This is a genomic window from Caldifarcimen microaerophilum, assembly GCF_055387105.1.
Genome location: NZ_AP038914.1, coordinates 1959319 through 1984643, shown reverse-complemented (window position 1 = coordinate 1984643; position 25325 = coordinate 1959319). Strand labels below are relative to the sequence as shown.

The window sequence follows — 25325 nt, the reverse complement described above, 5'->3', positions numbered from 1 at the left end:
CTTGATTTTCTCTGGCAACGTTTTTGCTGTCAAATGCATGTGGGTTTCGTGATCCTACAAAACCCTTAAAAAGGAGGTGCAGGATGAGCCGATGGTCCTGGAAATGGGGCATCCTGATGGGGGTGGCGGCCCTCATGATGGTGGGCGCCACCAAGGTCCGCAAGCTCGCCCGGGATGCGGCTAAAAAGGTCTATGTGGCGCCGGGTGAGTACGATGAGTTCTACGCGTTCCTCTCCGGAGGGTTCAATGGTCAGATCGGGGTGTATGGGCTCCCATCCGGTCGTCTTCTCCGCATCGTTCCCGTCTTCTCGGTGAATCCGGAGAACGGGTATGGCTATTCGGAAGAGACCAAACCCATGCTCATGACGTCCAAAGGCTTTGTGCCCTGGGATGACACCCATCACCCGGAACTTTCCCAGACCAACGGGGTGCCCGACGGACGGTGGCTGTTCATCAACGCCAACAACACCCCCCGGATCGCTCGGATTGACCTGGCCACCTTCCACACTGTGGACATCATCGAGATCCCCAACTCCGGCGGAAACCATCCTTCCCCCTTCATCACCCAGAACTCGGAATACGTGGTGGCGGGGACCCGCTTCTCCGTGCCCATTCCCCAGAAAGACATGCCCATTGCCAATTACAAGGGGAACTTCAAAGGAACCCTCACCTTCGTGAAGATTCATCCCAAAACGGGCATGATGGACATCGGCTTCCAGATCCTGGTGCCCGGCTTTGACTATGACCTGGCTCACTGCGGGAAGGGACCGTCCCACGGCTGGTGCTTCTTCACCTCCTATAACTCCGAAGAGGCCCACACCTTCCTGGAGAGGAATGCGTCCCAGAAAGACAAGGACTACATCGCCGCGGTGAACTGGAAGCGTGCGGAAGCCTGCCTCAAGGAGGGGAAGGGCGAGAAGATGCGCACGGTCTATTACCACAACTACTGGGATGAAGAAAAGCAGATGGCGGTTTCCGAAAAGAAGACGTCCGTCACCATTCTCCGTCCGGAAAAGTGCCCCGGTGTGATCTACTATATCCCCACGCCCAAATCCCCCCACGGTGTGGACGTGGATCCCTCGGGCGAATACATTATCCCCGGCGGCAAGCTCTCCTCCACCATCTCCGTGTTCTCCTTCAGCAAGATGATGAACGCCATCAAGAACAAACAGTTTGCGGGAGAAGATTACGGCATCCCCGTGCTCAAATACGAGGCCGTGCTCCACAAAGAGGTCCCCAACCTCTGCCTTGGGCCCCTCCACAACGAGTTTGACACCCGGGGCAACGTGTACACCTCCTGCTTCATCTCCTCCGAGGTGGTGAAATGGCGCTATAAAGAAGGAAAGATCGTGGACCGGATCCCGGTGTATTACTCCATCGGTCACCTGATGATCCCCGGCGGTGACTCCCGCAAGCCCTGGGACAAATATCTGGTGGCCCTGAACAAAATCACGAAGGACCGGTATCTCCCCACCGGTCCCGAACTGGCCCATGCCGCCCAGCTCATTGACATCACCGGTGACAAGATGGAGATGCTTCTGGACTTCCCCACCATGGGCGAGCCTCACTATGCCCAGGGCATTCCCGCGGATCTTGTGATGAAGCGGCAGGTGAAGATCTATCCCCTCGAGAAGAACCACCATCCCTATGCGACGAAATCCAAGGCTGCGGCGAAGGTGGTGCGGAAGGGCCGTCGCGTGGATGTGTACATGACCGCCATTCGAAGCCACTTCGCCCCGGACAACATCGAAGGGATCAAGGTGGGCGACACCGTGTATTTCCATGTGACCAACCTGGAGCAGGACTGGGATATCCCCCACGGATTCGCCATGTACGGTGCCCACAACACCAACATTCTGGTCATGCCCGGTCAGACCCTCACGCTCAAGTGGATTGCGGATAAGCCCGGCGTGTATCCCTTCTACTGCACCGACTTCTGCTCCGCGCTGCACCAGGAAATGCAGGGGTATGTCCGGGTTTCGCCCAGGAACGCCAACGTGAAGCTCTCCTGGGTCATTCCCGAATAAGTCGTCACCGTTTTGAGGTGAACGGGGAGGGGAGGGTGGGCCATCCACCCTCCCCTATTTTTAACACGACATATCAAAGGAGGAGGAAAGCCATGAAAGTACCGAAACCTGTCAGGATCCTCATGATCGTGGCGGCCGTGGGGATTCTCCTGGCCTATGTGTTTCCCCTCTGGATCTACAAACTGGATGCCCCGCAGTATCCCGAAGGGCTTGCCATGTACATCCACGCCTGGAAGCTCTCCGGTGATGTGGACAAGATCAATCTGGTGAATCACTACATCGGCATGCACCCGGTGGAGGCCAACCAGTTCATCGAATTCAAGACCTTCCCCATCGCGTTTGCCCTGTTCGCTCTGTGGGCATTCTGGATCGCCTTCCGTGGAAGTCTGGCTCTCCTGTGGGGCTGGGTGGGGGTGTACACGCTGTTTGCCCTTCTCTCCCTTGCAGATTTCTACCGGTGGCTCTATCATTACGGCCACGATCTGGATCCTCATGCCGCCATTCAGATGGAGCCTTTCACGCCGCCGCTACTGGGGGCGAAGGATTTGATGAACTTCCACGTGGAGGCCTGGCCCCACATTGGAGGTGTGGGGCTCATCGTGGCCGCGCTGGCGGGATGGGCGAGCGTGCTGGTGTGGAAGAAGAAAAACCGTTCGGAGGGATAAGGATGAAAATCCTCTCCCGAGCCACCGCATGGTGGGTGATGGGAGCGGTTGTTGCTCTTGTGGCCTGTTCTGGAAAGCCTGAAGAGATTGCCTATGGACGGGATGTGTGCGCCTTCTGCAACATGGCCATTGCTGACCCCCGGTTCGCTGCAGAAATCGTGACAAAAAAAGGACGGGTCTACAAGTTCGACTCCATCGAGTGCATGATTGCGGCAGTGGTGAGTGGAGAGATCCCGGCGGATCAGGTGAAAGCCTACTGGGTCAAAGATTTCACAACCCAGAAGTGGATCCCGGCCGAAAAGGCCTATTTCCTTCAGACGGTGCGCCTGCGCAGCCCCATGGGACTGAACCTCGCCGCTTTCGAAACACGAGCCGAGATGGAGAAGGCCAAACAGGAGTATGACGGTCTGGAACTGACCTTCGATGATCTTCCCAACGTGATCCGGGAATCCCGCTTTATCTCCCGAGTTCAGGAGCACATGCGCCAGATGCATGGCATGGGAGAACAGCTGGTACCATGACAGGCTGGATTCTTCTTTCGGTTTTGGTGACCGTCCCTCGTCCTGACACGGAGGTGATCGAAATTGATCTGTCTCAAACGACGTCCCCACCCCCCTCCCTCACCGTGTGCCCTTCCTGCGAAATCAAAAGCCTTCGCACGGCGCTGGAACTTGCGCCGCCGGGGGCGACGGTGTATGTGCTGGGAGGGGTGTATCGGGAAAGCACGCTGGTGGTCAACAAGCCCCTCACCCTGATTGGGGAGGATGCCCCCGTTCTGGATGGTGAGGGGAAACACGAAATTCTGGTGGTGGACAGCGTGGATGGGTTCCGCATCCGGGGGTTCACCTTTCGTGGGTCCGGCGTCAGCTTCACCCGGGACCAGGCAGCCCTGCGCCTGCGGCACACCCGAAACTGCATTGTGGAGGACAACACCTTCCTTGACAATTTCTTTGCCATCTATCTGGAAGCGAGCAACACCTGTGTGATCAAAAACAACACCGTCCGGGGCCCCGGACGCTCGGAGGTCTTTTCGGGAAATGCCATTCATCTGTGGAACTCCTATAACGTTTTGATCCAGGGCAATCACCTGAGCCGGCACAGGGATGGCATCTATCTGGAGTTTGTCCGGGACAGCCATATCTATGACAACGTGAGCGAGGATCACGCCCGGTATGGAATGCATTTTATGTTCTCGGAAAGCAACGATTTCGCCCGGAACGTGTTCCGACGGTGCGGTGCCGGGGTGGCCGTGATGTATTCCAAGCACACCCGGTTGCGAGACAACCGGTTTGAATTCAACTGGGGAGGAGCATCCTACGGGCTGATGCTCAAGGAGATTGACGACACCGAGATCGAGCACAACGTGTTTTACAAGAACACCGTGGGGCTCTATGCCGAGGGGTCCAACCGGGTGCTGGTTCGGGGCAACACCTTTGAGAAAAATGGCTGGGCTCTCCGGGTGCTGGGCAACTCCATGGCCATGAGTTTCATGTACAACAACATCCTGGACAACACCTTTGAGGCGTCCACCAACGCATCACGGAATTACAATTCCTATCTGTACAATTACTGGTCGGCCTACACGGGCTACGATCTCAACCGGGATGGCTATGGCGACATCCCCCATCGTCCCATGACGTTTTTCGCCCGTATGGTGGAGCAGTATCCCGCTGCCCTGGTCCTGCTCCACAGCCCTCTGGAATACCTTTTCCATTATGCTGAAAAACTCCTGCCTGTCCTTCTGCCTTCTGTGATCGAAGACGACAGGCCGCTCATGGGGAGGATCGTATGGTCGAAGTCCGAAACGTCACCAAGCGATTCGGCAAACTCGAAGCGCTGAAAGGCGTTTCTGCACAGTTCCCACCGGGGATCACGGCCCTGGTGGGCCCCAACGCGTCCGGAAAAACCACGCTGCTCAAGAGTGTTCTGGGCCTCGTGATTCCTCAGGAAGGGGAAATCCGGGTGATGGGTGAACGGGTGACCGGCCATCCGGAAATTCGCCGGCACATCGGCTACATGCCCCAGATGGTCCAGTTCCCAGAAAACCTCTCGGTTTTCGAAATTTTCACATGGGTGCAGGACTTGCGGGGCGTGCGGGTGAACCTGGATCCATGGATTCGCTGGCTGGGACTTGAATCTTTCCTGGACAAGCCCTTCGGGACCCTTTCGGGCGGGACCCGTCAGAAGGTGGGCATGGTGGTGGCTCTGATGTTCGATCCTCCCATTCTGATCCTGGACGAACCCACAGCGGGTTTGGACCCCCTTTCCAACCAGATGTTCAAGGAGCGGATTCTCGCTGAGAAAGAAAAGGGAAAAACGGTGATCCTGACATCCCATATCCTGAGCGAACTGGAGCATCTGGCCGACCGGGTGGTGTTTCTGCTGGAAGGACGGATGGTGTTTGAAGGCTCCCGGGATGCTCTCCTCCGGCACACGGGAGAAGGAACCATGGAGCAGGCGGTGGCCCGATTGATGGCGATGGTGAACGGGGAGGAGACGCCATGACCTGGAAAATCATGCGGTGGGTGGGACGGGATGTGTTGCGGAGTGCCTGGATCATCTTTTACTCTGGGTTCTTTCTGGCCCTTTCGGTTTCGTTTTTCACCTTTTTTGAAGAACCTTCCCGCATCCTCCTGTCCCTGCTGAATCTGGTGCTCATGGTGGTCCCCCTGGTGAGTTTGATTTTTGCCCTGACCTATCTCTTCAACAACCGGAACTTTGTCCTTCTGACCCTCACCCAGCCCGTGTCCCGTTCGTCGGTGTTCTGGGGGTTCTGGGGAGGCCTGGGGGGACCCCTGGCCCTGGCGTTGCTGGTGGGGATGGGATTGCCCATGGGGTTTTATCTCGTGGAACACCCCTCGTATGTTTGGCTTGCTCTCATGATGCTGGCCGGAGCGGTGCTCCTCAGCCAGATTTTTCTGGGGATTGCCCTGTGGCTTGCCTTCGCTTTTGAAGATCGGCTCAAAGCCCTGGCCGTGGGGCTTCTCATGTGGCTCGCCCTGACCTTTTTCTACGACGGACTCGTCCTCACCGTGATCGTGCTGGCCTCGGCCTATCCGGTGGAGAAAATTGCCGTGGGGCTTTCCTTTCTGAATCCCCTGGATCTGGTCCGTCTGCTCGTGATCATGCAGATGGACGTGGCGGCACTCATGGGTTTCACGGCCGCCGTGTTCAAGAAATTTCTGGGTTCGGTCTGGGGTTCGGTGAGCGCGGTTCTTGCCCTTGCACTCTGGATGATCCTTCCCACCCTGCGGGCTTTCGCCCGATTCCAGCGGAGGGATTTTTGATGCTCTGGAGGTGTCGGGGATGAAATGGGTCCCGCTATTTTTGACGATCTTCTGGTTTTCCTGCTCCTCACAGGAGCCCCCGAAACCCCCTTCACAGGAAGTGAAACGGATGTTCCGGACGATGGGTTGCACCAACTGCCACGACATCCGGAACACCATCGGCGGACCTTCCTTTGAAGCCATCGCCGAACGGTATCCTCCCCATCCGGACTCGATTCGGGCACTGGTCCGCCGGGTGATGAAGGGAACCCGGGGGCGCTGGTCCGGACTTCCTCTGGAGAAGTGCCCGGACAAGGTGGGGGAGGGCTTCAAGGACTATGAGATTCGATGGATGGTGGAGTGGATCCTGAACAGAGAATGGCAACCCTGAAAGGAGGATGAGCTATGAAGGGGATGGTGTTAGGGGTGGTGGCACTCGCAGGGGTCACCCGCCCGCCGGCCACCTTTGAGGATTCCCTCAAGGCCGGGGCGCCGGTGATGCTTCCCACCGTGGAAGTCACGGCGCCGGCGCTTTCCTGGAGCGTGCATCTCCCACCGGTGAGGGAGGCGGTTCCCCGTGCGCTGGAAATGCAGGGCCTGGATCTCATTCGCAGGGGTCCGGCCTTTGCCGCCGATCTCTTTGTGGACGGCTTCAAGCGGAGCGATATCGCCATCGTGGTGGATGGAGAACACACGCACAACGCCTGCCCCAACCGGATGGACGTGCCGGTGGTTCGGGCCAATCCCCTGGAAATGGCTTCGGCGGAAGTGGTGCTGGCGAGTGCGGACCTCTCGGCAGGTCTGGGCGGGGTGCTGAAGGTGCGCCGGCGCACACCGGCCCAGACGTTCACGCCCATGGGATACGTTCAGGGCATGGGCGGTTCTGAAGAGGGCCTGGATGCGGGCCTCGCGATGGAAGGCATGGGACAGGGCTTCTATGCCCGATACACCCGTGCCCGGCCTTACACCGACGCTCAGGGACGGACGTTCCAGGACCTGTATGGGTACAAAACGGACGTCCGCACCGCCTATGAGGTGATGGAGGGAAGTGTTCACGGGGTCCGGGGCGACTGGACCTATGGGGGATCGGTGGCCCGATACCGGGACGTGCTTTTCCCCTATCTCCTGATGGATGAACGGGACAATCTGGGGTTTTCGGTGTTCGGGGCCTACCGGGGACACCGGGTGTATGCGAACGGCTTTCACCATCTTATGGACAACGGTCTTCGTGCGTCCAGCGGGATGATGTTCATGGAGACGGATGCCCGAACCTGGGTGGCGGGGATCACCCGGGAAGGCCTGTATGATGTGAGCGTTCAGCGCTGGATCGCGGACAACACCCAGCGGATGACCATGAACAACATGCCCATGGAGACCGTTCAGCGGATGCTGGACATTCTCCGGGTGCGGGCGTCGGTGGCCTTCCAGATGGAACGGGCCGCGTGGAGACTCCAGGGGCGCGTGGGAGCGGCGTATGCCTCCCGGGAAGATGGTCGGAGGGACCTGTTCGCCCTTCTCGGTTCCTCCACCCTGCGTCGGGTTTTCCCGGTCCTTGCCCTGGGGGTGGGTCGTTCTCTGGGCCGGGCGCAGGCCTATGGAGAGGTGGCGCTTGAGGAACTGGATCCGGAATACCTCTTCATCACCCTGAAACGCGGGAAGATGAACAACATGCAGAAGCCCTACTGGATCGGGAATCCGGACCTCCGGCAACCGGTGAAGGGCGCCCTGCGCGTGCGCGTTCCCTTCTCCCACCGTGGACTCGCGCTGTCTGTGGAGGTGTTCGGATCCGGCGTGAAAAACTATGTGGAACCGGGGAAAACCATGGCGGACACCCTTCCGGTGGAGACGTTCCGGAACGTGGACGCGGTGATGGCCGGATTCCGTCTGATGGGACAATACCGGTTTGTCCGTCTGGAGAGCCACTACACCTGGGCGCACAATCTCACCGATGACCTTCCCCTTTCGGAGATCCCGCCCCTTCACCTTCGTCTGGAGGTTCGTCCCCGGATCCATCGGGGAGCGGCGGCGTTCACCCCTCTGGCGGCCGTCACGTATGAGGCCTCTCAGAACCGGGTGAATCCGGACCTGAACGAAAGCCCCACCCCTGCGTGGACACGCCTGGACCTTGGCTTCACGGTGGAGTGGAAGGGTCTCCGGATGGAAGCGCGGGTGGACAACGTGACCAACGAACTGTATTACCGGCATCTTTCCTATCGCCGGAATCCCTTTGCAAGCGGTGTGAAGGTGTTTGAACCGGGCCGGAGGTTCACCCTCTCGGTCTGGACGGGGCAGTAAGGGGCAACGCTTCCCCTCCGGGACAGACACGCAGTGGTCCCGCCTGGATGGCGGGACCACTGCGGTCTTTTCGCATCGGATAAGCCGTTGAGGAACCGGGGGACATTTGGATCGTGTCTCGGGCCGTGGTGCTGGTCCGGGGAGGTTTCTGACATGGTTCGCCCTCTCTGGCGCATGGGTCTGATACTTCTCGTCTTTCTGGGGCTTGTTGTGGGTGTGCTGGCGGGACTTGCCCGGATGGGCTGGTTCTCCGTTTCTCCTTCCTGGCCTGTTCTTCACGGACCTCTCATGGTGGGCGGATTTCTCGGGGCCCTGATCAGCCTGGAGCGGGCGGTGGCCCTTCGCTCTCCTTTCGCCTACTTCCCACCGGTGTTGAGTGCCATGGCAACATTGATGTTCATCCTGGGAGGATCGCTGAAAACCGGGGCGGTGCTTCTCGTTCTTGCCGCGGCCGGTATGGTTCTGCAGTCGGTTGCCCTCTACCGGCGCCAGCCCGCCGCGTTCACCGTGGTGATGAGCATGGGGGCTCTCGCCTGGTTTGTGGGAAACCTCCTCTGGGCTTCCGGGAAGTCTTTCCCGGAGGTTGTTCCCTGGTGGGAAGGATTTCTCGTGCTCATCATCGTGGCGGAGCGCCTGGAACTCACGCAGAATCTCCGTCCGCGGAACGCAGGAAAGGGGGCTTTTCTTCTGTCTGTGGCTCTCTATGTTGCCGGGCTTCTCCTCTCCCTGGTTTATCCGGCGGGCATCCGGCTTGCCGGACTGGGAAGCCTGTCGCTTGCCCTGTGGCTTTTGCGGTATGATATCGCCCGTCATACGGTGAGGATGCCGGGCCTTTCCCGGTTCATGGCGGTGTCTCTGCTGCTTGGGTACGCCTGGCTTGGGGTGGGGGGTGTGGGGATGTTTGCGGGCTGGTTTTTCGGGTTCGGGTATGATGCCGTCCTTCACGCCGTTTTCCTGGGGTTTGTGTTCAGCATGATCTTTGCCCATGCCCCCACCGTCCTTCCCGCCGTCACGGGTTTCCGGGTGGGGTTTTTCCCCATCTTCTATGCCTATCTCCTCCTTCTCCACCTCTCCCTGGTGGTTCGGATTCTGGGCGATGCCGTGGGAGATGTGGCGTTGCGTCGCGTTGGAGGGATGGGCAACGGACTGGCCATCGCTCTGTTTCTCCTGAGCACCGTGGGGGCCGTTATCCGCTCCCGGCATGAGCGGGGTTAACGATCAATCCTCCATACGCCCACGCGGTTCATAGACATTGCTCCCCCGGCGATGGGCTGTTCAGGGAAAAGGCCATACACTTTGGATGTAACGGAGGCGCGTGATGATGCTGTGGCTCTGGATCGCAGAGATCACCCTGGTCCCGGTGGCGGCGGGGCTTCACGAGCCCACCGAGTTTGCCCCTCACCCGCAGGATTCCTCGCTCGCCTGGGTCACCGGCCGGCGGGGAAAGATCTGGGAAGTGCATCTCAAAACGGGTCAAATCCGCACGATCGCGGACCTCGGGCGCTGGATCACCACGCGGGGCATGGAGCAGGGTCTTCTCGGTCTCGCCTTTTCCCCCCACGCCCCGGAGATTTTCGTGAACTTCACCGACACGGCGGGCAACACGGTGGTCGCCCGCATCCCCCTCACCTCCGAAGGACGCCCGGACCTCACCCGGATGAAACAGGTCCTGTATGTGGAACAGCCCGCATCCAACCACAACGGGGGATGCATCCGGTTCGGTCCGGACGGAATGCTCTATGTGGGTCTGGGGGACGGGGGACGGGCCCATGACCCCTGGAATAACGCCCAGAACACCCACACTCTCCTGGGAAAGATCCTTCGTCTGGATGTGCGAACCCACCCGTACGCCATCCCTCCGGACAACCCCTTTGCCCGCACGCCCCGGAAAGGCCGTCCGGAGATCTGGCTGTGGGGCCTGCGCAACCCCTGGAAATTCAGCTTTGACCGGGCAACGGGAGATCTCTGGATCGCGGATGTGGGGCAGAACCGGTTTGAAGAGGTGGACCGAATCCCGGCAGGGAAAGGGGGGCTGAACCTGGGATGGAACCTGCGGGAAGGCCGACACCTGCACCGCTCCAGCCGAAAACTCCCCGAAAATCTCGTGGACCCGGTCTGGGAATATTCCCACCGGGAAGGCTGTTCCATCACGGGCGGATATGTCTATCGGGGCAGGGCCATCCCTGAACTGGTGGGTCAGTACATTTTCGGGGACTTCTGCTCCGGGAAGATCTGGGCTTTTGACCCCGAGACCGGGAAGGCCCGTCTTCTTCTGGACTCCGGCCTCTCCATCAGCAGTTTCGGGGAGGATGCTTCCGGGGAAATCTATGTGCTGGATTACGGTTCGGGCCGGCTGTTCCGGCTGGATGGAGGGAACAGCCATTCCCCGCGTTGAAGGTTCCCCAAGCCCCTCATATGATTAGGGCATGTTGAGTCTGACCCTGCGCGGGTTTGCCTTCTTCGGGGACATCACCTGGGAGGTGCCGCCGGGATTCCTTGCCATCACGGGGGAGACGGGCGCGGGGAAATCCCTCCTGGCCGGAGGCCTGCGGTTTGTGCTGGGGGGCGAACTTCCCGTGGAGGGCCCACTGGATGCCACCCTGGTGGTGGAAGACCCGCCGGAGGCGGTGAGAGAGATCCTTCGCCAGCATGAACTTCCCGAGGAAACACCCCTGATCCTGCGCCGCGTCTGGGATGAAACCCGCCGCAGGGGGAAGGTGTTTGTTCAGGATACGCCGGCCACCCTCCGGCTCCTGCGCCGGATCGGTGAGGCGCTGGTTCTCTTCCATGAGCAGCAGGAACATCTCGTGGAGGACCCCGCGAAACTCCTGGACCTCGTGGATGCGTATGCAGGCCTCTCGGAGAACCGGCAAACCCTCCGCAATCTCTGGCAGGACCTGGTGACATCCCGCAGGGACCTCCAGGAACTCCGGGAGAAACTTGCGGAAAAGCGCCTCCGGGAGGAGGTGCTGCGCCACGAACGGACGCTGTTTGAAGAACTGCCCGACCCCGAAACCTGGGAAGAGATCTCCCGGGACCTCTCCCGGATGGAGCATATGGAGGCGCTGCGCGGCCTGCTGGAGGAAGCGGGGGAGGGTCTTCAATCCGGTGTGGATGCGCTGGCGGACGTGCTCCGGAAGGTGGACGAAGCGGCCCGTCTGGATGAACGTCTGGGGGCGATCCGGGATGAACTCGCCCGGATGGTGGATCTTCTCGAAGAGCAGGGGCGGGACCTGGGACGGTATGCGGAAGGGCTGGGCATGGACGAGGAGGAGCGCATGCGTCTGGAAGCGCTCCGGGAGCGGGTGCGAGGCCTCATGCTCCGGTATCACACGGACTATGAAGGCCTTCTTGGGGTTCGGGAACGCCTGGAACGGGAGTGGGCGAAGCTTGAAGGGCTTGAAGAGCGCCTTCAGGAGGTGGAGGCACGGGTCCAGAGGCTGGAAGAGGCGTATGACCGGGAAGCCTCCTCCCTTTCCCGCGCAAGAGAAGCCGTTCTCCCGGAAATTGGATCTCAGATGATGGATATCCTCCGCCGCCTGCGTCTTCCCAGAGCCGTCGTTCAGTTTGTCCGGGAGGAAACCTCTCCGGGTCCACTGGGCCGGGACCGGATCCGCCTTCTGTTCAGCGCCCATGGGAGCAATCCTGTGGATGCGTCCCGGGCGTCGGGGGGAGAGCGGGCCCGACTGGCCCTGGCCCTTCTTGTCGTTTTCTCCCGTGCGCTCTCCGTTCCCGTGGTGGTGCTGGACGAAATCGACGCGGCGGTGGGAGGGGACACCGCCCATGCGGTGGGTGAACTCCTCCGGGATCTCGGGAGGGATCACACGGTGGTGGCCATCACCCACTGGCCTCAGGTGGCGGCCCGGGCCCGGGTTCATGACCGGGTGGTGAAAGTGGAAGATCAGCCTGTGCGCATGGGGCTCCTGCGCCTTCAGGGGGAAGACCGGGTGAAGGAGATTGCCCGGATGCTCGGGAACGCGGACGATCCCACCCTCCTTCAGGCCGCAAGGGATCTCCTTGCGCAGGGGGAGGTCAGGGCGGGATGATCCTCCTTGTTGTGGGTCTTCTGTCCGCCTGGCAGACCGTGGCGCTGGAAGAACTCAATCGCCTCCGGATGGAAAACGGATCCCCACCCGTCCGGCTCCTCATCACCGGACTCGCCGAGCGCAAGGCCCGGAATCTCCTTTCGTGGGGTGTGTTCTCCCACTACTCCCCGGAAGGGTACAGCCCCCTCCTGGACTGGACCCGGGTGTGGGGGAAAGACGCCTTCGAGGAAAACCTGTACGTCCTGTGGAGTGAAGGAACCCCCGGTGTGATTTTGCTGGATGGAGGCGTGGAACGGTATGTCCGGGAAGGCGTCCGGATGATGGTGGAACGGGACGCCCTTTCCTTCTGGCGCCACCGCCGGAGTCTTCTGGATCCCTGCCACACCCACGTGGATGTGGGCATGGCCACGGGAAGGGACACGTTTTTCCTGGCGGTGTATATGATTACGTCCCGGGTCCGGTGGACCCTTCGTCCCTCCTGGCGGTTTCCCGAGTTTTCCATGGCCGGACGGCTGGACGATGCCCTCCATCCCGACTCCCTTCGGATGATCATCCTGAGGGATCGTCCGGATCCCCGCAACACGAAGCGCGCAAGTTACAACCCCGGCCAGCCCTATGCCGGCGTTGTCCCCGCCGGTTCGGGATTGCGTTACCCGGGGATTCCCTCTCTGGAAGCCAGCCGGTGGCGGGTGAAGGGCCAGGATGTGGACATTCGCTTCAACTGGGATCCGGAGGAACCCGGGGTGTATACGGTTCAGGTGGATGCGGCCCTGAAAACGCCCCTTCCGTACAGTCCCCGTCCAGGAGAACAGGAGATCAAACGCCGGTGCACGATTCTCCTCTATAGCGTGGAAAAGGGAGGCTACCGATGAGGCAGCAAAACCGCTATCCGGTGATGGCAGCGGTGAGCGTGTCCCCCGTGGGGGAGGGGGTGAGTGTGAGCCGGTTTGTCCGCAAAGCCCTGGAGGTGCTGAAACGGGACTTCCCCGATCTGGAGTGGGAGGTCGGCCCCATGTTCACCACGCTGGTGGGGGACAAACAGCGGGTCTTTGAGGCCATTGCGGCCATGCAGGAGGCGGTTTTCAGGGAAGGCGCCCTCCGGGTGTCCACGGTGATCAAGATGGATGAGCGCCGGGACAAACCCCTGTCCATTCAGGGAAAACTCCGATCCTTACAGGAGGAGGGTCATGACACGGTTTGAGCGAGCGCAAAAGGTGGGAGAGTTGCTCCTCTCCCGCAAACTGTGGCTGGCCACGGCGGAGTCCTGCACGGCGGGCCTTCTCGCGGGGGCCATCACGGACGTTCCGGGGAGTTCCCGGTATTTCCTGGGAGGGGTGGTGGCCTATGACAACCGGGTGAAAGAGGAGCTTCTCCGTGTTCCCCGGGCGATCCTTGAGCACTTCGGGGCGGTTTCGGAGCCCACGGCCCTTCTGATGGCGCGGGGGGTGGTGGATCTCCTGGGCGCCGATGTGGGGGTGGGGATCACGGGGATTGCCGGTCCCACGGGGGGAACACCGGAAAAACCGGTGGGACTGGTCTATATCGGCGTGGTGGTTCCGGGACGCACCCGGGTGTTTGAGCACCGGTTTGACGGGGACCGGGCAGCCGTACGCAACCAGACGGTGGACGCCGCCCTTGAACATCTTCAGGCGATGCTGGAGGATGTGCTGCGGTGAAGCGTCTGGTCTGGTTCGGCCTCTCGATCGGCTTACCCCTGTATGCCGACCTCCCGGGAGAGGTTTTGATTACGCCACCGGAAAGCGTGAACCTTCAGGTCCGGAAAGACGCCATCGGGGTGTGGATGATGCCATGCCCTCTCGATGATCGGTATCCAGGCCCCTATTCGGCGGGGTCTTATGCAAAGATTGCAGAAACGCTGTCCATCCCCATTTTCCAGCCTAAAGGGGATACATTTATCCCCGCCGGTCGCTTTCTGGTGGATAGCATCCGAACTCCCACCCTCTTCGGATTTGGTGTTCACCCTTATTGTATAGACTACGCTATTTTCCGGATCATCGTTACAAAGCGTCGCGGTGGATGGATGGAAGTGGTGCTGGATGCAGTCAGAGATCAACGGTCATGGGTTCCTGTTCCCCCTGACACAGGGGATGAGTTCACCAAAGATTTCTGGCCGGGATACGTGGTTTGGCTGGATCAACTGGGGAGACAAAACGCCCATGATTACATCATCCCCGGATTTTTCGACCGAAAGCCCGTCGCGTACCGTTCCCCGCAATGGGATTCCCGTATCGTTCCATTCTTGCTTAGTCATGGGGATCTTTGGAAAGGCTTTGTGCCTTTTTTGCTACTGGTTCCGGATGGGCGGAAGGGCAACTTTATCCGCGTCACCCGGGGGTACATCGTTCTCGGAGAGACAGCGCCTCTTCGGCGAATTGTGCGGAAGGGCGCAAGGAACACACAGGAAACATGGCTTCATTACGACATGTACCCGTTTGATCAAATACGTGACTCGACCTACGCTTACGACGAAAAAAGCGGACAAATCAGGTTTATGGGCCTCTTTCACAGGAATTTTATGTGGGATCCCGATACCACCCCCGACACGGTGTGGATTCCCATCCGGGATCGGGAGGGGGCGTTGCTCATCTGGTTTGGAGATATCACCGATTAGGAGGGGCCATGGATCGTCCAAAGGAGAACCGGGATCGCCGGCCTGTGCCGGGCAGGGAGTGGGGCATCACCCGGTGGGCGGTGGACCTCCTGGTGGCGCTGCGGGTCACCCCCAACGGGGCATCGGTTCTGGGCATGCTCTTCGGGCTTGCCGGGGGTGTGTGTTTCGCCCTGACCCGCACCCGGGAAGGAGCCCTGTTCTGGCTTCTCGGGGCTCTCTTCGTCTTTCTTCGTTCCGCCTTCAACGTGTTTGACGGGATGATCGCCCACCGGACCGGCATGGCCTCCCGCTGGGGCGCCTTCGTCAACGACTTCACCGATCGGATCGCGGACGTGGGGATGCTCATCGGGTTCGGGTATGCCCGGTATGCCACACCGGAACTCGGATATGGAGCCACCGTGGCCGCCCTGCTCACCGCCACGGTGCGCACCACGGGCCGGGCAGTGGGGGCCTCCATGCACTACGGAGGGGTGATGTCCAAGCCCGTCCGGATGTACACCCTGATCCTTGCCGCTCTGATCATGGCCGTGGCGCCCCATCCCGCCATCCCGGACACGGCCCTCTGGCTCATTCTTGCCGGTTCCACCCTCACGGTCCTCCAGCGGACCGTTCGGATCTATCGCGAACTCCAGGAGGGGTGAGATGGATACCCTGCAGGTGGAATGGTATCTCCCCAATCCCCAGGGCATGCCCCCGGCTGCCCTGTGGTTCATCTCCATCATCTTCGGGCTCCTGGTCGTTGCCACCCTCATCACCCGGATGCTCCGGCCCCGGGTCTCTCCGGAATTTGCGGAAGAACTCACCAACCGGGTGAAGGCCTGGTGGTGGATCGTCGGCGTTCAGGTGGTGCTCACCCTCATCCATCCCCGATCCAGCATTCTCCTGTTTGCCTTTGTGAGTTTCTGGGCGCTCAAGGAATATTTCACCGCGCTGCGCACCCGCCCCGAGGACCATGTGGCCCTCTTCATGGCGTTTTTCGTGATCCTCCCCCTGCAGTATCTCTGGATCTGGCAGCAGTGGTATGTGATGTTTCTCATCTTCGTGCCCGTGTATGGTTTTCTCTCCATCCCCTTCTTTCTCCTCCTTTCCCGCAACCCCCGGGGCTTCACCCATTCGGCCTCCCAGATCCACTGGGGGCTCATGGCCTTCGTGTATGGTGTGGGGCATATGGCCTATCTCGTGAATCTCCACAACTTCGTCAATCCGGACGCACCCTACAACGGGGTGACGCTTCTCATGTATCTCCTGTTTGTGGTGGAGATGAGCGACGTGTTCCAGTATGTGTTCGGTAAGGCCCTGGGCCGCCACAGGGTGTGGCCCTCCATCAGCCCCGGAAAGACCTGGGAAGGCCTGGTGGGCGGGATCGCGGTGGCGGTGCTCCTGGGCTATCTCTTCCGCTTTCTCACCCCCTTCTCCGGGATGGAGTCGGTGGGGGTGAGTTTGCTCGTGACGGTGGTGGGCTTCATCGGAGGCGGGGTGATGTCCGCCATCAAGCGGGACCTCGGAAAGAAGGACTGGGGTTATCTCCTTCCGGGTCATGGCGGGATTGTGGACCGGATTGACGCGCTGTGCTGGGCGGCGCCCATCTATTTCCATTACATCGCCTATTTCCACGGGCACTATCTCCTGGTGACGGGAACCCGGAGCTGACATGAGGTTCCTTCGCAAACTGTTCTTTGCCCTTCTGGTCAAGCCCTTCATGAAACTGATCATGGGCGTCCACGTGGTGGGGCGGGAAAACCTCCCGGAGGGGCAGTTCGTGCTCGTGGCGAACCACAGCAGTCATCTGGACACGCTGGTGCTTCTCTCCCTTTTCCCCCTGGACACCCTTCTCCGGATCCGGCCGGTCGCCGCCGCCGACTACTGGACGAAAAACCCGGTGGTGTTTGCCCTCACCCGGTTTCTTTTCCACATCCTCCCCATTCCCCGGAAGCACATCACGCCGGAAAACAACCCCCTGCGGCTCATGGAACAGGCCCTGGAGGCGGGATATTCCCTCCTCATCTATCCGGAAGGGACCCGAAACTACGGGGAGGACATCGGGCCCTTCAAGCCCGGCGTGGCTCACCTCCTCAAGCGGCATCCCGAACTCCCGTGTGTTCCGGTGTATATCCGCAACACCGCCCGCATTCTCCCCAAGGGCACGTTCCTCTTCGTTCCCCTCTTTGTGGACGTGGTGGTGGGCAAACCCCTCACCTTTTCCCCGGAGACGACGAAAGAGGACATCCGGCGTCAACTGGAAGAGGCGGTTCGGGGCCTTGCCCGGCAGCTGGAGGAGCCATGAGGAGCGAGCGTTTCTCCCGTCGGGAGGACCTTCTGGCTCTTCTGTGGGGATTCGCGGAGGCCACGCTGTTTTTCATCGTTCCCGACGTGCTCATCACCTTTCTTGCCCTGAAAGATCCCCGCCGGGCGGTCCGGGCGTCCCTCGCGGCGGGTCTGGGGGCAGTGGTCGGCGGCCTTCTCATGTATGGGTGGGGCCGCATCAGCCCGGAGACGGCCATGCGGACGCTGGACCTCGTCCCCGCCATTTCCTCCGGGATGATCCAGACCGTGCTCCAGCAGGTTCGGGAGATTGGGTTCGGGGCCATGTTTGTGGGGGCCTTCACCGGCAGGCCTTACAAGATCTATGCCGTGGCCGCCGGGATCGCCCACCTTTCTCCCCTTTTCTTCGCCCTGGCGAGTTTCCCCGCGCGGATTGTGCGTTTCCTTCTCCTTGGACTTGTGGTGGGTGGTCTGTCCCGCCGGGTGGATCCCTGGATCCCTCTTCGCTTTCGCCGGATCCTCCACGTTGCGGGATGGACGGCCTTTTATGCCTGGTACGGGTGGGTGATGGACGGGTGATTCAGGGCACCACAACCTTCACCGCTTTGCGCTGCTCCGGAAGGTAAAGCTGGTACGTTCCTGGAGCAAGACGAAGGGTTCCCTCCCGTGCCCGGCCTTTTCGGACAAGCCGACCGGCGGGATCCAGAAGAAGGAACGTTCGTTCCTGGGGGAAGAGGAAAACCAGACGACCAGGCAGGAGCCGGATACGAATTCCGGACAATGTCGTCGCCCCTGAAGGTTCCGTCACCGGTGTGGTGAACCGGAGTTCCCTCACGAAAATCCTGTGAAATCGGCGCAGGGTGTCGGCCTGCCACATCAAAACCGTGTAATCCAGCGAATCCCGGACTTTTCCCGTGTCGGGAACCCACCACTCCGCCTGGATATACGTTGCCTTCACGCTGTCCTCTTCCGGGAGTTGAGAATCTGCACTGAAAACCATGCGATACTGAACCTCGGTGAGAACGCGGAAAGTCCGAACGGGTCCGAGGGAGGTGTGCAGGGTTTCGGAAGCCACCACCCGGACCGTATCCCGGAAAAGGGTCAGGGTATCGACATCCCCGTCCCCATCCATATCCATCGGAACAGGCGTGGAAAGGGGGAGGAAGGGATACATTCGCCAGACGGATCCCACGTTGAAAGGAAGAACGTACCGCCGGGCAACGGTATCCTGAAAAACCGTGTCACCTGAAAAGGACAAGAGAAGGGTGTCCCGAGAACCGTCGAAACTCACTTCTTCCATCTGAACGTGCACGGTATCCGGTACGGAAAGGATGGAAAGAACCCGGGTCGTCCCCGCATCGGCGAGGGAAGTGTCCAGATCTGCAATCACGAAGGTATCTGCTGGGGAAATGACGAGAAAAGTGTCGCGGAGATCGGGGGATTGCCAGGCCCAGAGATCGCCCGCCCGGCTCATGCCCAGATAGGCGTTCATCTGGCTGATGAGCATGAGGCTCCAGACCATATCCTCCCTCCTTTTTCACTTCTTCACGTCTGAACGCGCCTTTTTCCCGTGGCGCGCGCCCCTACCCTCTTGCCCACAGGACATAGGATACGTTTCGGAAGGTGGAATGTCATCACCCGGCAGCTGACCTCCGGGCAAGAGTCTGGGGACCCCACCGACTGCACCCCACGACGTTTCCCTTCGAAAACGCCGTAGGAGTCCCGAAAAATAAGGTTGTTCCTGAACGCTGGCGGGATGAATCTTCCGGGGTATTGTCTTCCTGGAGTTCTGGCGGGATGTCTGTTTCCGCGAAACCCCATATACTTCTCTGCGTACCGGCATCAAGCACGGAGGAGGTGTGCCATGGGGAAGACGATGGGGTTCATCCTTGGTGCCCTGCTCCTTGCGGGCCCCGCAGCCGGGGAGGTGTGGCGGCTCGGCGTGGCCCTGGAAGGCCAGATGTTGCCCTTCGGACTCACCGTTTTTGCGGAGCGCCAGGAGGGAGATTTCGGTGTGCAGGGGCGGATCGGCTGGGACCTCCTGGGGAGCGGTGTGTTCCTGGGGGGCGAAGGGTTCTGGCAGCCTTCGGTCCACAACCGGTATGCGCTGGGTCTCGTTCTGTATCCCGGTGTGGGCCAGGTTGCGAAGGACCTGAACTTCACGGGATTCATGCTTTTCCCCTCCGTGGGAATGCGGCGGGAGAACAGCGGGTGGGGACATCTGGGGGCGGGCCTTCCCCTCCGGTTATCCTTCTATGACCGGACCGGAGGGGACTGGGGCTTTCTCGCCCTTCTCCGCACACGGCTGGAGGTCGTCCGGGCGAAAAATCCCTGATCCTTCCCGGGGCCCCTGCCCCGAAGAGCATTCCTTCGTGTCGTCACCGCCCATTGATGGTCCTGTCCCCGGGGCTTATCCTAATCAATGGAAAACGAAAGGAGGTTTTCATGCTGGCTGTGGGTCTTGAAAGGCATGGGGGTCCCGAGGTTCTGGAAGTTCTGGACCTTCCGGTTCCTGAACCCGGACCGGGGGAGGTTCGCATCCGCCTGAAAGCGGCGGCCCTGAACCATCTGGACATTTTCGTCCGGGAGGGCATCCCCGGCATCCGTCTTTCCTATCCCCACATCCTGGGCTCCGACGGTGCGGGTGTGGTGGACGCCCTGGGGGACAGGGTGGAAGGCGTGTTTGATCTCAAACCAGGCGATCCGGTGGTGATCAACCCGAGCCTCTCCTGTGGCCGGTGCCGGTTCTGCAAGGCCGGGGAACACTCCCTGTGTGAACATTATCGCATTATCGGTGAACACGTGTCAGGGACCTATGCTCAGTATATTGTGGTTCCGGCCCTGAACGTCAAGAAGTTCCCCGCTGACCGGATGAGTTTTGAGGAGGCGGCCGCCGGGATCCTCACCTATCTCACCGCCTGGCGGATGCTCGCCAGACGGGGACGCCTTGCCCCCGGGGAACGGGTGCTCATCCAGGGGATCGGCGGGGGCGTTGCCCTGGCCTGTCTGGAGATCGCCCGCCTCATGGGCGCCGAAGCGTGGGTGACCTCGGGAAGTCCGGAAAAACTTGAGGAAGCCCTCGAACGGGGGGCGTCCTGGGGCGTGCTCTATACCGACCCCGACTGGCCGAAGCAGGTCTGGCAGCGAACCGGTAAGAAAGGCGTGGACGTGGTGGTGGACTGTTCCGGAACGGCCACCTTTGCCGAAAGTCTTCGCCTTCTTCGGCCGGGGGGACGGCTCGTCACCTGCGGCGCCACCACGGGCCCCAAGGCGGAGGTGGACATCCGGTATATCTTCTGGCGACAGCTGGAAATCATCGGGTCCACCATGAGCAACATGGCCGAATTTGAAGAAGTCACGGATCTTCTCTTTTCCGGGAAACTCCGGGTCTGGGTGGATCGGGTGTTTTCGCTGGAGGACGCGCGGGAAGCCCACCGGTATCTTGAAGAAAAGAAACATTTCGGGAAGGTGGTGTTGCGGATTCCCTGAAACAGGAGGTGAGCCATGGTGATCCTGGGTGCGGAAGAGGTTCGGGAAGTGAACCCCGATCCGATGGCCATCCGGGTGTTTCTCAAAGCCCTGGAGCTCATCGGAGGTCCCCGGAAGGTGATCGAATACCGGAATCTGACCTGGATCCCCAGTTTGCTTCAGGCATCCTATGCCGTGGTCCTGGTGAACGAGTTTGGCAGGACGGCCGAAGGGGTGGCTGTGGAACTGGGCCTCACCGTCCAGACCGTTCGGAACATGCTCCGGGCCGATCCCCAGCTTGTGAAGGAGAAGCTCTCAGACGAACTGAAGGCCAAAGAGATCAAGGTCCACACGGCGGGAGGGCTTGCCCTGTGGGCGTATGAGGAGATCAAAAAGGGGAATGACAGCATTTCGTTCCTGGAGAGCGCCTTTGAGCGGGTGTCGGATGTCCTGGACATCGCCTGGCCTGTGGAGGTTCTGCGCCGGATCCGGGGAACCCAGTTCCCCGTGTATCGGGAAGACCTTGTCATGCTCCTCCGGGGTGTGAAGGTGGAAGGCAAACCGGTGGAGGCGCTTCAGGAGCATCTTCCCCCCTCCTTTTCTTCCCCGGCCGAGCTTCTGCGGGCCCTGAAAGAAGCGGCCATGAAAGAGGAGGCGTCCTCGTGAACTATGAGCTGGCTCATGGCCCCGCCTACAGCCTTCTGAAAGTCACGCTCAACCAGGGCGAAGAACTCCACAGCGAACCCGGTGCCCTGGTGCTGATGCAGGGGGTGGAGGTGAAAACCTCCATGCAGGGTGGGGTGGTGAAATCCCTTTTGCGGTCCTTTCTGGGTGGAGAAAGCCCCTGGATCAACACCTATCGGGCGAAGGAAGATCAGGCCCGGGTGTGGCTTGCCCCTTCCACTCCCGGTGATATTGCCTATCTCCCCCTGAACGGCGAAACCGTCCTGCTTCAGGATCGGGCCTATCTGGCCCACCATGGAGAGGTGACGATCGGTGTGGGGTTCCGGGGCTTCAAAGGATTTCTTTCGGAAGGGCAGTTCGTCTGGCTCAAAGCAGAAGGGACCGGAGGTCTGTGGATGGCGGCCTTCGGCGCCCTGGAGGTTCTCGAACTGGGCCCCGGGGAAACCCTCACGCTGGATAACTTTCACGCGGTGGCCATGGACGGCACGGTGGACTATAAACTCCGCACCTTTGGAGGACTCAAGAGCGCGATTCTTGGAGGGGAAGGGCTGGTGATGGACGTGAAGGGACCGGGCCGGGTGGTGATTCAGACCCGGACAGAGGCGAGCTTCGTTCGCTCTCTTCTCCCCTTCCTTCCGAAAAACAACGGATCATAACACTGGAGGGACCCCATGGATGCGTTTGGCATGATTTTCTGGTTGTTCCTTCTCTGGAGCTTTCTGTGGCCTCAAATCCGGTTCCAGATGCTCCAGAGCGCCAGGGAAAGCCTGATCCGGCGCCTGGAAAAGCTCCGGGGAAGCCGGGTGATCCTCCTGGTGCACCGCCAGGAGCAGATCGGGCTGTTCGGTATCCCTTTTGTGCGGTTCATCAACATCGAGGATTCCGAAGCGGTGCTCCGGGCCATTCGCAACACCCCGAAAGACCAGCCCATTGACCTGATTGTGCATACCCCTGGCGGGCTGGTGCTGGCGGCGGTCCAGATCGCCCGGGCGTTGAAAGATCACCCCGCCCGGACCACGGTGATCGTGCCCCACTACGCCATGAGCGGGGGAACCCTGATCGCCCTGGCGGCCGACGAAATTCTGATGGATCCCCATGCCGTGCTGGGACCGGTGGATCCCCAGCTCTCCATCCCCCAGATGGGCACCCTCCCGGCAGCCAGCATCGTCCGGGTTGCCGAAGAAAAGAAGAAAGAAGCTTCCGACCAGATTCTTCTTTATGCAGACGTCTCCCGGAAAGCCATCCAGCAGGTGGAAACGTTTGTGTTTGAACTTCTGAAAGACCGGATGGACGAATCCCGGGCCCGGGAGGTGGCCCACACCCTGGCCACCGGCAGGTGGACCCACGATTACCCCATCACGCCCGGAGAGGCGAAAGAGATGGGACTGGACGTTCGCACGGAGATCCCGTCCGAGGTGTATGAGCTCATGAATCTTTATCCCCAGCCCCAGCATATGGCACCGTCGGTGGAATATTTGCCAAGAGGAGGAAATCTCGATGACCGAACCCGAAAGGCCCTTTGAGGAAGGAAAGCCGGAGGTGGTGGAGGAAGGGATTGTCCGTTTTGCGGAAGCAGCAGAAAAGGCACCGGACCTGGAAGGTGTCCCCACCGGCATTGAAGGGCTGGATGACCTCTTTTTCACCGTGGAGTGGCGAAAAGGAAAGGCCGTTCGCAAATCCCTGGGCGGGATTCCCCGGTACAGCGTGATGAACCTCACCGGGGTGGCCGACACTGGAAAGAGCCTGATGGTGGAGCAATACGCCCTCACCCAGGCGGGTCGGGGGGAGCGGGTGGCCTTCATCACCGTGGAGTCTCCCGCGCCTTTTGTGGCGATGGGCATGAAGGGGAAGGCGAAGGCGCTGGGCGTGGTTCCGGAGGTGGTGGAAGAAAACATCGTGTTTCTGGATGCGGCGAGCGTCCACCGCCTGCGGGAGGATCTTCCGAGTTTGCTCGCCACCCTGGCCCACGTGATCAAAACCTACAAGGTGAAACACACCGTGATCGATTCGGTGACAGGGCTCTATGAGCACCGGGAAATGCTTGCCCGTCAGGTGGTGCGCCGGATTTTCAATTTCCTGAAAAAGTGGTATCAGACCGCTTTGCTCGTCTCGCAGAAACGGTCGGGGCATGAGGAGTTCTCGGCCGAAGCGGCTGGCGGCTATGCGGTGGCCCACATCGTGGACGGCACGATGGTGCTCTCCAAGGAAACCATTGATTCCCAATACAAAGAACGCCTGTATGGCCTTCCTCTGGGGGAAATGGTCCGGCTCTTCCGGATTGACGGGTGCCGTCTCACCGGCCATGACACCCACGTCCATCTGCTGGAGATCACCGAAGCGGGGCTTGTGAAGATCGGGCCCAGCCTGACGAAACTGCGGCAGGCTGCGAAAAAGGGTGGACCCCATGCCTCGTCCTAAACGTTCTGATGTCATCCGGCCGTTAGGGGTGTGCTTCCTGTGCGGCATGCGGAAAAAATACAAGCCCTCCGGTGCGCACGCCCATGTGTGGGGGGATCTGCATCGCGCAGGCTGGGAAGAGCCCTTCATCTGGATCAGTCTCCGCTCCGATCCGGAATACTCCGTCGTCCCCGTTCTGTACTGGATGGAGATCGGCGTACACCTGGCAGCCCCTTTGATGGTACTGGACCTTTTCCTGCGGGAAGTGTGGGTGGAGTGCTGTGGCCATCTGTCGGAATTCAAGGTGGGGAGAAAGCGGTATCTCCGGGAGCCTGAGGAGCGGGGCGAATATCCCATGGACCTTCCCATATTCGAAGTCTTCAAACCCGGCATCACCTTCACGTACACCTATGATTTTGGATCCCCCACGGTGATTCACGGGAAAGTCCGGGATATTTTCCAGGGCCCTGCCGTGGACCAGAACTTGTGGAAGGGAGTGGTCCTGCTTGCCATGCGAAATTTGAAGCCCCGGTTGACCTGCAGCCAGTGTGATCAGCCGGCCCGGTATCTTTACGCCGAAGAAGAGGATGGACCGGTGGAGCTTCGCTGCAAGCGGCATACGCCGTATGGCGAAGGACTCCCCTATGTGAACTCCCCCCGGACCGGGATCTGCGCTTATTACGGTCCGCCCCCCGGGATCGTTCTGGAACATGGTGAGGAGGAACCATGGGAAAACATCCGGCTCCTCTGAACTCTGCCGTTGTGGACCTCTGGCTCACAGGCTTTCTTCGGGAGGATCTCGCGGGCGGAGACCCCACCACCCGGATCCTGTTTGAAAGAGAGGGGATCTCCGGCAAAGGGGTGATTGTGGTGCAGGAAGAGGGGGTGCTTGCCGGACTTCCCTTTGCCCTCCGGGTGTTTGAACTACTGGGCGCTACCCGGACCCTGGTGCAGGCCCCCGAGGGAGCAGCCCTTCACGACGGAATGGTGGTGGCCGAGGTGGAAGGGCCGGCCGATGCCCTGCTGGGGGCAGAACGAACCGCCCTCAATCTCCTCATGCACCTTTCGGGCATCGCCACCTTGACCCGGAGGTTCGTGGACCGGGCCCGGCCCCATGGTGTGGAGATCCTGGACACCCGGAAAACCCTTCCAGGCCTCCGTTTCTTTGAGAAATACGCCACCCGGATCGGCGGTGCCCGCAACCACCGGTTTGACCTCTCGGGAGGTATTCTGCTTAAAGACAACCACATGGCGCTGTATCGGGGGAGTTTGAAAGACGCTGTGAAAAAGCTGAAACAGCGCGCTCCGTCCACCCTGAAGGTGGAAGTGGAGGTGGAGACCCTTCAGGATGCCCTGGATGCAGCCGAGGCCGGTGCGGACATTCTGCTTCTGGACAACATGACCCCGGAGGAAGTCCAGCGGGTGGTGGAAGCCCTGAAGGGGAAGGTGCTTCTGGAAGTCTCCGGTGGGGTGACCCTGGACACGGTGGAAGCCTATGCCCGGACCGGTGTGGACTTCATCTCCGTGGGACGGATCACCCACTCGGCTCCGGCCCTGAATTTCTCCATGGAGGTGGTGTGAAC

At 60.5% G+C, this 25325-nt stretch carries 28 protein-coding genes; 27 read left to right on the top strand and 1 reads right to left on the bottom strand.

Annotated features, from left to right (window positions below; genetic code table 11):
• The first annotated feature begins 134 nt into the window (after positions 1-134).
• The 19 genes from nosZ to AC6HU3_RS09310 all read left to right on the top strand — a co-directional run bounded on the left by nosZ (position 135) and on the right by AC6HU3_RS09310 (position 17772).
• Positions 135-2027 (top strand): Sec-dependent nitrous-oxide reductase, encoded by a 1893-nt coding sequence (gene nosZ, locus AC6HU3_RS09400; RefSeq protein ID WP_497536313.1) that lies wholly within the window; start codon positions 135-137, stop codon positions 2025-2027.
• Positions 2028-2119: 92 nt separating this feature from the next.
• Positions 2120-2692 carry a hypothetical protein gene (locus AC6HU3_RS09395; RefSeq protein ID WP_497473508.1) on the top strand — a complete coding sequence of 191 codons (573 nt, stop codon included), beginning with the start codon at positions 2120-2122 and terminating at the stop codon, positions 2690-2692.
• A gap of 2 nt (positions 2693-2694) precedes the next feature.
• Positions 2695-3213 (top strand): nitrous oxide reductase accessory protein NosL, encoded by a 519-nt coding sequence (locus tag AC6HU3_RS09390; protein ID WP_497473507.1) that lies wholly within the window; start codon positions 2695-2697, stop codon positions 3211-3213.
• Complete coding sequence (locus AC6HU3_RS09385; RefSeq protein WP_497473506.1) at positions 3210-4532, top strand: nitrous oxide reductase family maturation protein NosD; 1323 nt, start codon at positions 3210-3212, stop codon at positions 4530-4532. Before AC6HU3_RS09390 ends, AC6HU3_RS09385 begins: the two co-directional genes overlap by 4 nt.
• On the top strand, positions 4481-5197 hold the full coding sequence (locus AC6HU3_RS09380) for an ABC transporter ATP-binding protein (RefSeq protein ID WP_497473505.1): 717 nt from the start codon (positions 4481-4483) through the stop codon (positions 5195-5197). Before AC6HU3_RS09385 ends, AC6HU3_RS09380 begins: the two co-directional genes overlap by 52 nt.
• Entirely contained in the window at positions 5194-5979 is a 786-nt protein-coding gene (locus tag AC6HU3_RS09375) for an ABC transporter permease subunit (protein ID WP_497473504.1), read from the top strand. Before AC6HU3_RS09380 ends, AC6HU3_RS09375 begins: the two co-directional genes overlap by 4 nt.
• Positions 5980-5998: 19 nt before the next feature.
• Positions 5999-6349 (top strand): c-type cytochrome, encoded by a 351-nt coding sequence (locus AC6HU3_RS09370; RefSeq protein WP_497473503.1) that lies wholly within the window; start codon positions 5999-6001, stop codon positions 6347-6349.
• A 14-nt stretch (positions 6350-6363) separates the two neighbouring features.
• Positions 6364-8253: a porin family protein gene (locus tag AC6HU3_RS09365; protein ID WP_497473502.1), complete on the top strand. Its 1890-nt coding sequence runs from the start codon at positions 6364-6366 to the stop codon at positions 8251-8253.
• Positions 8254-8427: 174 nt separating this feature from the next.
• A complete protein-coding gene (locus AC6HU3_RS09360) occupies positions 8428-9468 on the top strand; it encodes a DUF8744 domain-containing protein (protein ID WP_497473501.1) in 1041 nt (346 codons plus the stop codon).
• A 103-nt stretch (positions 9469-9571) separates the two neighbouring features.
• Entirely contained in the window at positions 9572-10648 is a 1077-nt protein-coding gene (locus AC6HU3_RS09355; RefSeq protein WP_497473500.1) for a PQQ-dependent sugar dehydrogenase, read from the top strand.
• 31 nt (positions 10649-10679) lie between these two features.
• The gene (locus tag AC6HU3_RS09350; RefSeq protein ID WP_497473499.1) at positions 10680-12299 is read left to right on the top strand and encodes an AAA family ATPase; all 1620 of its coding nucleotides are present in this window, start codon (positions 10680-10682) and stop codon (positions 12297-12299) included.
• Positions 12296-13171, top strand: a complete 876-nt coding sequence (locus AC6HU3_RS09345) for a CAP domain-containing protein (RefSeq protein ID WP_497473498.1) — start codon at positions 12296-12298, stop codon at positions 13169-13171. The genes AC6HU3_RS09350 and AC6HU3_RS09345 overlap by 4 nt, the downstream gene beginning before the upstream one ends.
• Positions 13168-13500, top strand: coding sequence for an MTH1187 family thiamine-binding protein (locus AC6HU3_RS09340; RefSeq protein WP_497473497.1), 333 nt, complete (start codon positions 13168-13170; stop codon positions 13498-13500). Before AC6HU3_RS09345 ends, AC6HU3_RS09340 begins: the two co-directional genes overlap by 4 nt.
• The gene (locus AC6HU3_RS09335; RefSeq protein ID WP_497473496.1) at positions 13487-13975 is read left to right on the top strand and encodes a CinA family protein; all 489 of its coding nucleotides are present in this window, start codon (positions 13487-13489) and stop codon (positions 13973-13975) included. The genes AC6HU3_RS09340 and AC6HU3_RS09335 overlap by 14 nt, the downstream gene beginning before the upstream one ends.
• Entirely contained in the window at positions 13972-14931 is a 960-nt protein-coding gene (locus AC6HU3_RS09330) for a hypothetical protein (RefSeq protein ID WP_497473495.1), read from the top strand. Before AC6HU3_RS09335 ends, AC6HU3_RS09330 begins: the two co-directional genes overlap by 4 nt.
• 8 nt (positions 14932-14939) lie before the next feature.
• On the top strand, positions 14940-15572 hold the full coding sequence (locus AC6HU3_RS09325; protein ID WP_497473494.1) for a CDP-alcohol phosphatidyltransferase family protein: 633 nt from the start codon (positions 14940-14942) through the stop codon (positions 15570-15572).
• 1 nt (position 15573) lies between these two features.
• Positions 15574-16581, top strand: coding sequence for a phosphatidate cytidylyltransferase (locus AC6HU3_RS09320; RefSeq protein ID WP_497473493.1), 1008 nt, complete (start codon positions 15574-15576; stop codon positions 16579-16581).
• A gap of 1 nt (position 16582) precedes the next feature.
• Positions 16583-17215, top strand: coding sequence for a lysophospholipid acyltransferase family protein (locus AC6HU3_RS09315; protein WP_497473492.1), 633 nt, complete (start codon positions 16583-16585; stop codon positions 17213-17215).
• Positions 17212-17772, top strand: a complete 561-nt coding sequence (locus AC6HU3_RS09310; protein WP_497473491.1) for a YqaA family protein — start codon at positions 17212-17214, stop codon at positions 17770-17772. Before AC6HU3_RS09315 ends, AC6HU3_RS09310 begins: the two co-directional genes overlap by 4 nt.
• A 1-nt stretch (position 17773) precedes the next feature.
• Here AC6HU3_RS09310 and AC6HU3_RS09305 read toward each other — a convergent pair whose 3' ends face one another.
• Positions 17774-18715 (bottom strand): hypothetical protein, encoded by a 942-nt coding sequence (locus AC6HU3_RS09305; RefSeq protein ID WP_497473490.1) that lies wholly within the window; start codon positions 18713-18715, stop codon positions 17774-17776.
• Positions 18716-19057: 342 nt separating this feature from the next.
• On the opposite strand from AC6HU3_RS09305, the gene AC6HU3_RS09300 reads away from it, so the two are divergent.
• The 8 genes from AC6HU3_RS09300 (at position 19058) to nadC (ending at position 25323) form a co-directional block, all read left to right on the top strand.
• Positions 19058-19528, top strand: a complete 471-nt coding sequence (locus AC6HU3_RS09300; RefSeq protein WP_497473489.1) for a hypothetical protein — start codon at positions 19058-19060, stop codon at positions 19526-19528.
• A 110-nt stretch (positions 19529-19638) separates the two neighbouring features.
• Positions 19639-20682 (top strand): zinc-binding dehydrogenase, encoded by a 1044-nt coding sequence (locus AC6HU3_RS09295; RefSeq protein WP_497473488.1) that lies wholly within the window; start codon positions 19639-19641, stop codon positions 20680-20682.
• 15 nt (positions 20683-20697) lie between these two features.
• Positions 20698-21327: a bacterio-opsin activator gene (locus AC6HU3_RS09290; protein ID WP_497473487.1), complete on the top strand. Its 630-nt coding sequence runs from the start codon at positions 20698-20700 to the stop codon at positions 21325-21327.
• Complete coding sequence (locus AC6HU3_RS09285) at positions 21324-22001, top strand: TIGR00266 family protein (RefSeq protein ID WP_497473486.1); 678 nt, start codon at positions 21324-21326, stop codon at positions 21999-22001. The genes AC6HU3_RS09290 and AC6HU3_RS09285 overlap by 4 nt, the downstream gene beginning before the upstream one ends.
• Before the next feature lie 15 nt (positions 22002-22016).
• Positions 22017-22868: an SDH family Clp fold serine proteinase gene (locus AC6HU3_RS09280; protein WP_497473485.1), complete on the top strand. Its 852-nt coding sequence runs from the start codon at positions 22017-22019 to the stop codon at positions 22866-22868.
• Positions 22843-23763 carry a KaiC domain-containing protein gene (locus AC6HU3_RS09275; protein WP_497473484.1) on the top strand — a complete coding sequence of 307 codons (921 nt, stop codon included), beginning with the start codon at positions 22843-22845 and terminating at the stop codon, positions 23761-23763. Before AC6HU3_RS09280 ends, AC6HU3_RS09275 begins: the two co-directional genes overlap by 26 nt.
• 46 nt (positions 23764-23809) lie before the next feature.
• On the top strand, positions 23810-24493 hold the full coding sequence (locus AC6HU3_RS09270; RefSeq protein ID WP_497473483.1) for a hypothetical protein: 684 nt from the start codon (positions 23810-23812) through the stop codon (positions 24491-24493).
• A complete protein-coding gene (nadC, locus tag AC6HU3_RS09265; RefSeq protein WP_497473482.1) occupies positions 24469-25323 on the top strand; it encodes a carboxylating nicotinate-nucleotide diphosphorylase in 855 nt (284 codons plus the stop codon). Before AC6HU3_RS09270 ends, nadC begins: the two co-directional genes overlap by 25 nt.
• The last annotated feature ends 2 nt before the right edge of the window (positions 25324-25325 follow it).

Excerpts from the sequence above, each read along its gene's own strand:
- nosZ (WP_497536313.1), top strand. The coding sequence starts at position 135 with ATGATGGTGGGCGCCACCAAGGTCCGCAAGCTCGCCCGGGATGCGGCT.
- AC6HU3_RS09395 (WP_497473508.1), top strand. The coding sequence starts at position 2,120 with ATGAAAGTACCGAAACCTGTCAGGATCCTCATGATCGTGGCGGCCGTG.
- AC6HU3_RS09390 (WP_497473507.1), top strand. The coding sequence starts at position 2,695 with ATGAAAATCCTCTCCCGAGCCACCGCATGGTGGGTGATGGGAGCGGTT.
- AC6HU3_RS09385 (WP_497473506.1), top strand. The coding sequence starts at position 3,210 with ATGACAGGCTGGATTCTTCTTTCGGTTTTGGTGACCGTCCCTCGTCCT.
- AC6HU3_RS09380 (WP_497473505.1), top strand. The coding sequence starts at position 4,481 with ATGGTCGAAGTCCGAAACGTCACCAAGCGATTCGGCAAACTCGAAGCG.
- AC6HU3_RS09375 (WP_497473504.1), top strand. The coding sequence starts at position 5,194 with ATGACCTGGAAAATCATGCGGTGGGTGGGACGGGATGTGTTGCGGAGT.
- AC6HU3_RS09370 (WP_497473503.1), top strand. The coding sequence starts at position 5,999 with ATGAAATGGGTCCCGCTATTTTTGACGATCTTCTGGTTTTCCTGCTCC.
- AC6HU3_RS09365 (WP_497473502.1), top strand. The coding sequence starts at position 6,364 with ATGAAGGGGATGGTGTTAGGGGTGGTGGCACTCGCAGGGGTCACCCGC.
- AC6HU3_RS09360 (WP_497473501.1), top strand. The coding sequence starts at position 8,428 with ATGGGTCTGATACTTCTCGTCTTTCTGGGGCTTGTTGTGGGTGTGCTG.
- AC6HU3_RS09355 (WP_497473500.1), top strand. The coding sequence starts at position 9,572 with ATGATGCTGTGGCTCTGGATCGCAGAGATCACCCTGGTCCCGGTGGCG.
- AC6HU3_RS09350 (WP_497473499.1), top strand. The coding sequence starts at position 10,680 with ATGTTGAGTCTGACCCTGCGCGGGTTTGCCTTCTTCGGGGACATCACC.
- AC6HU3_RS09345 (WP_497473498.1), top strand. The coding sequence starts at position 12,296 with ATGATCCTCCTTGTTGTGGGTCTTCTGTCCGCCTGGCAGACCGTGGCG.
- AC6HU3_RS09340 (WP_497473497.1), top strand. The coding sequence starts at position 13,168 with ATGAGGCAGCAAAACCGCTATCCGGTGATGGCAGCGGTGAGCGTGTCC.
- AC6HU3_RS09335 (WP_497473496.1), top strand. The coding sequence starts at position 13,487 with ATGACACGGTTTGAGCGAGCGCAAAAGGTGGGAGAGTTGCTCCTCTCC.
- AC6HU3_RS09325 (WP_497473494.1), top strand. The coding sequence starts at position 14,940 with ATGGATCGTCCAAAGGAGAACCGGGATCGCCGGCCTGTGCCGGGCAGG.
- AC6HU3_RS09320 (WP_497473493.1), top strand. The coding sequence starts at position 15,574 with ATGGATACCCTGCAGGTGGAATGGTATCTCCCCAATCCCCAGGGCATG.
- AC6HU3_RS09315 (WP_497473492.1), top strand. The coding sequence starts at position 16,583 with ATGAGGTTCCTTCGCAAACTGTTCTTTGCCCTTCTGGTCAAGCCCTTC.
- AC6HU3_RS09310 (WP_497473491.1), top strand. The coding sequence starts at position 17,212 with ATGAGGAGCGAGCGTTTCTCCCGTCGGGAGGACCTTCTGGCTCTTCTG.
- AC6HU3_RS09305 (WP_497473490.1), bottom strand. The coding sequence starts at position 18,715 with ATGGTCTGGAGCCTCATGCTCATCAGCCAGATGAACGCCTATCTGGGC.
- AC6HU3_RS09300 (WP_497473489.1), top strand. The coding sequence starts at position 19,058 with ATGGGGAAGACGATGGGGTTCATCCTTGGTGCCCTGCTCCTTGCGGGC.
- AC6HU3_RS09295 (WP_497473488.1), top strand. The coding sequence starts at position 19,639 with ATGCTGGCTGTGGGTCTTGAAAGGCATGGGGGTCCCGAGGTTCTGGAA.
- AC6HU3_RS09290 (WP_497473487.1), top strand. The coding sequence starts at position 20,698 with ATGGTGATCCTGGGTGCGGAAGAGGTTCGGGAAGTGAACCCCGATCCG.
- AC6HU3_RS09280 (WP_497473485.1), top strand. The coding sequence starts at position 22,017 with ATGGATGCGTTTGGCATGATTTTCTGGTTGTTCCTTCTCTGGAGCTTT.
- AC6HU3_RS09275 (WP_497473484.1), top strand. The coding sequence starts at position 22,843 with ATGACCGAACCCGAAAGGCCCTTTGAGGAAGGAAAGCCGGAGGTGGTG.
- AC6HU3_RS09270 (WP_497473483.1), top strand. The coding sequence starts at position 23,810 with ATGCGGAAAAAATACAAGCCCTCCGGTGCGCACGCCCATGTGTGGGGG.
- nadC (WP_497473482.1), top strand. The coding sequence starts at position 24,469 with ATGGGAAAACATCCGGCTCCTCTGAACTCTGCCGTTGTGGACCTCTGG.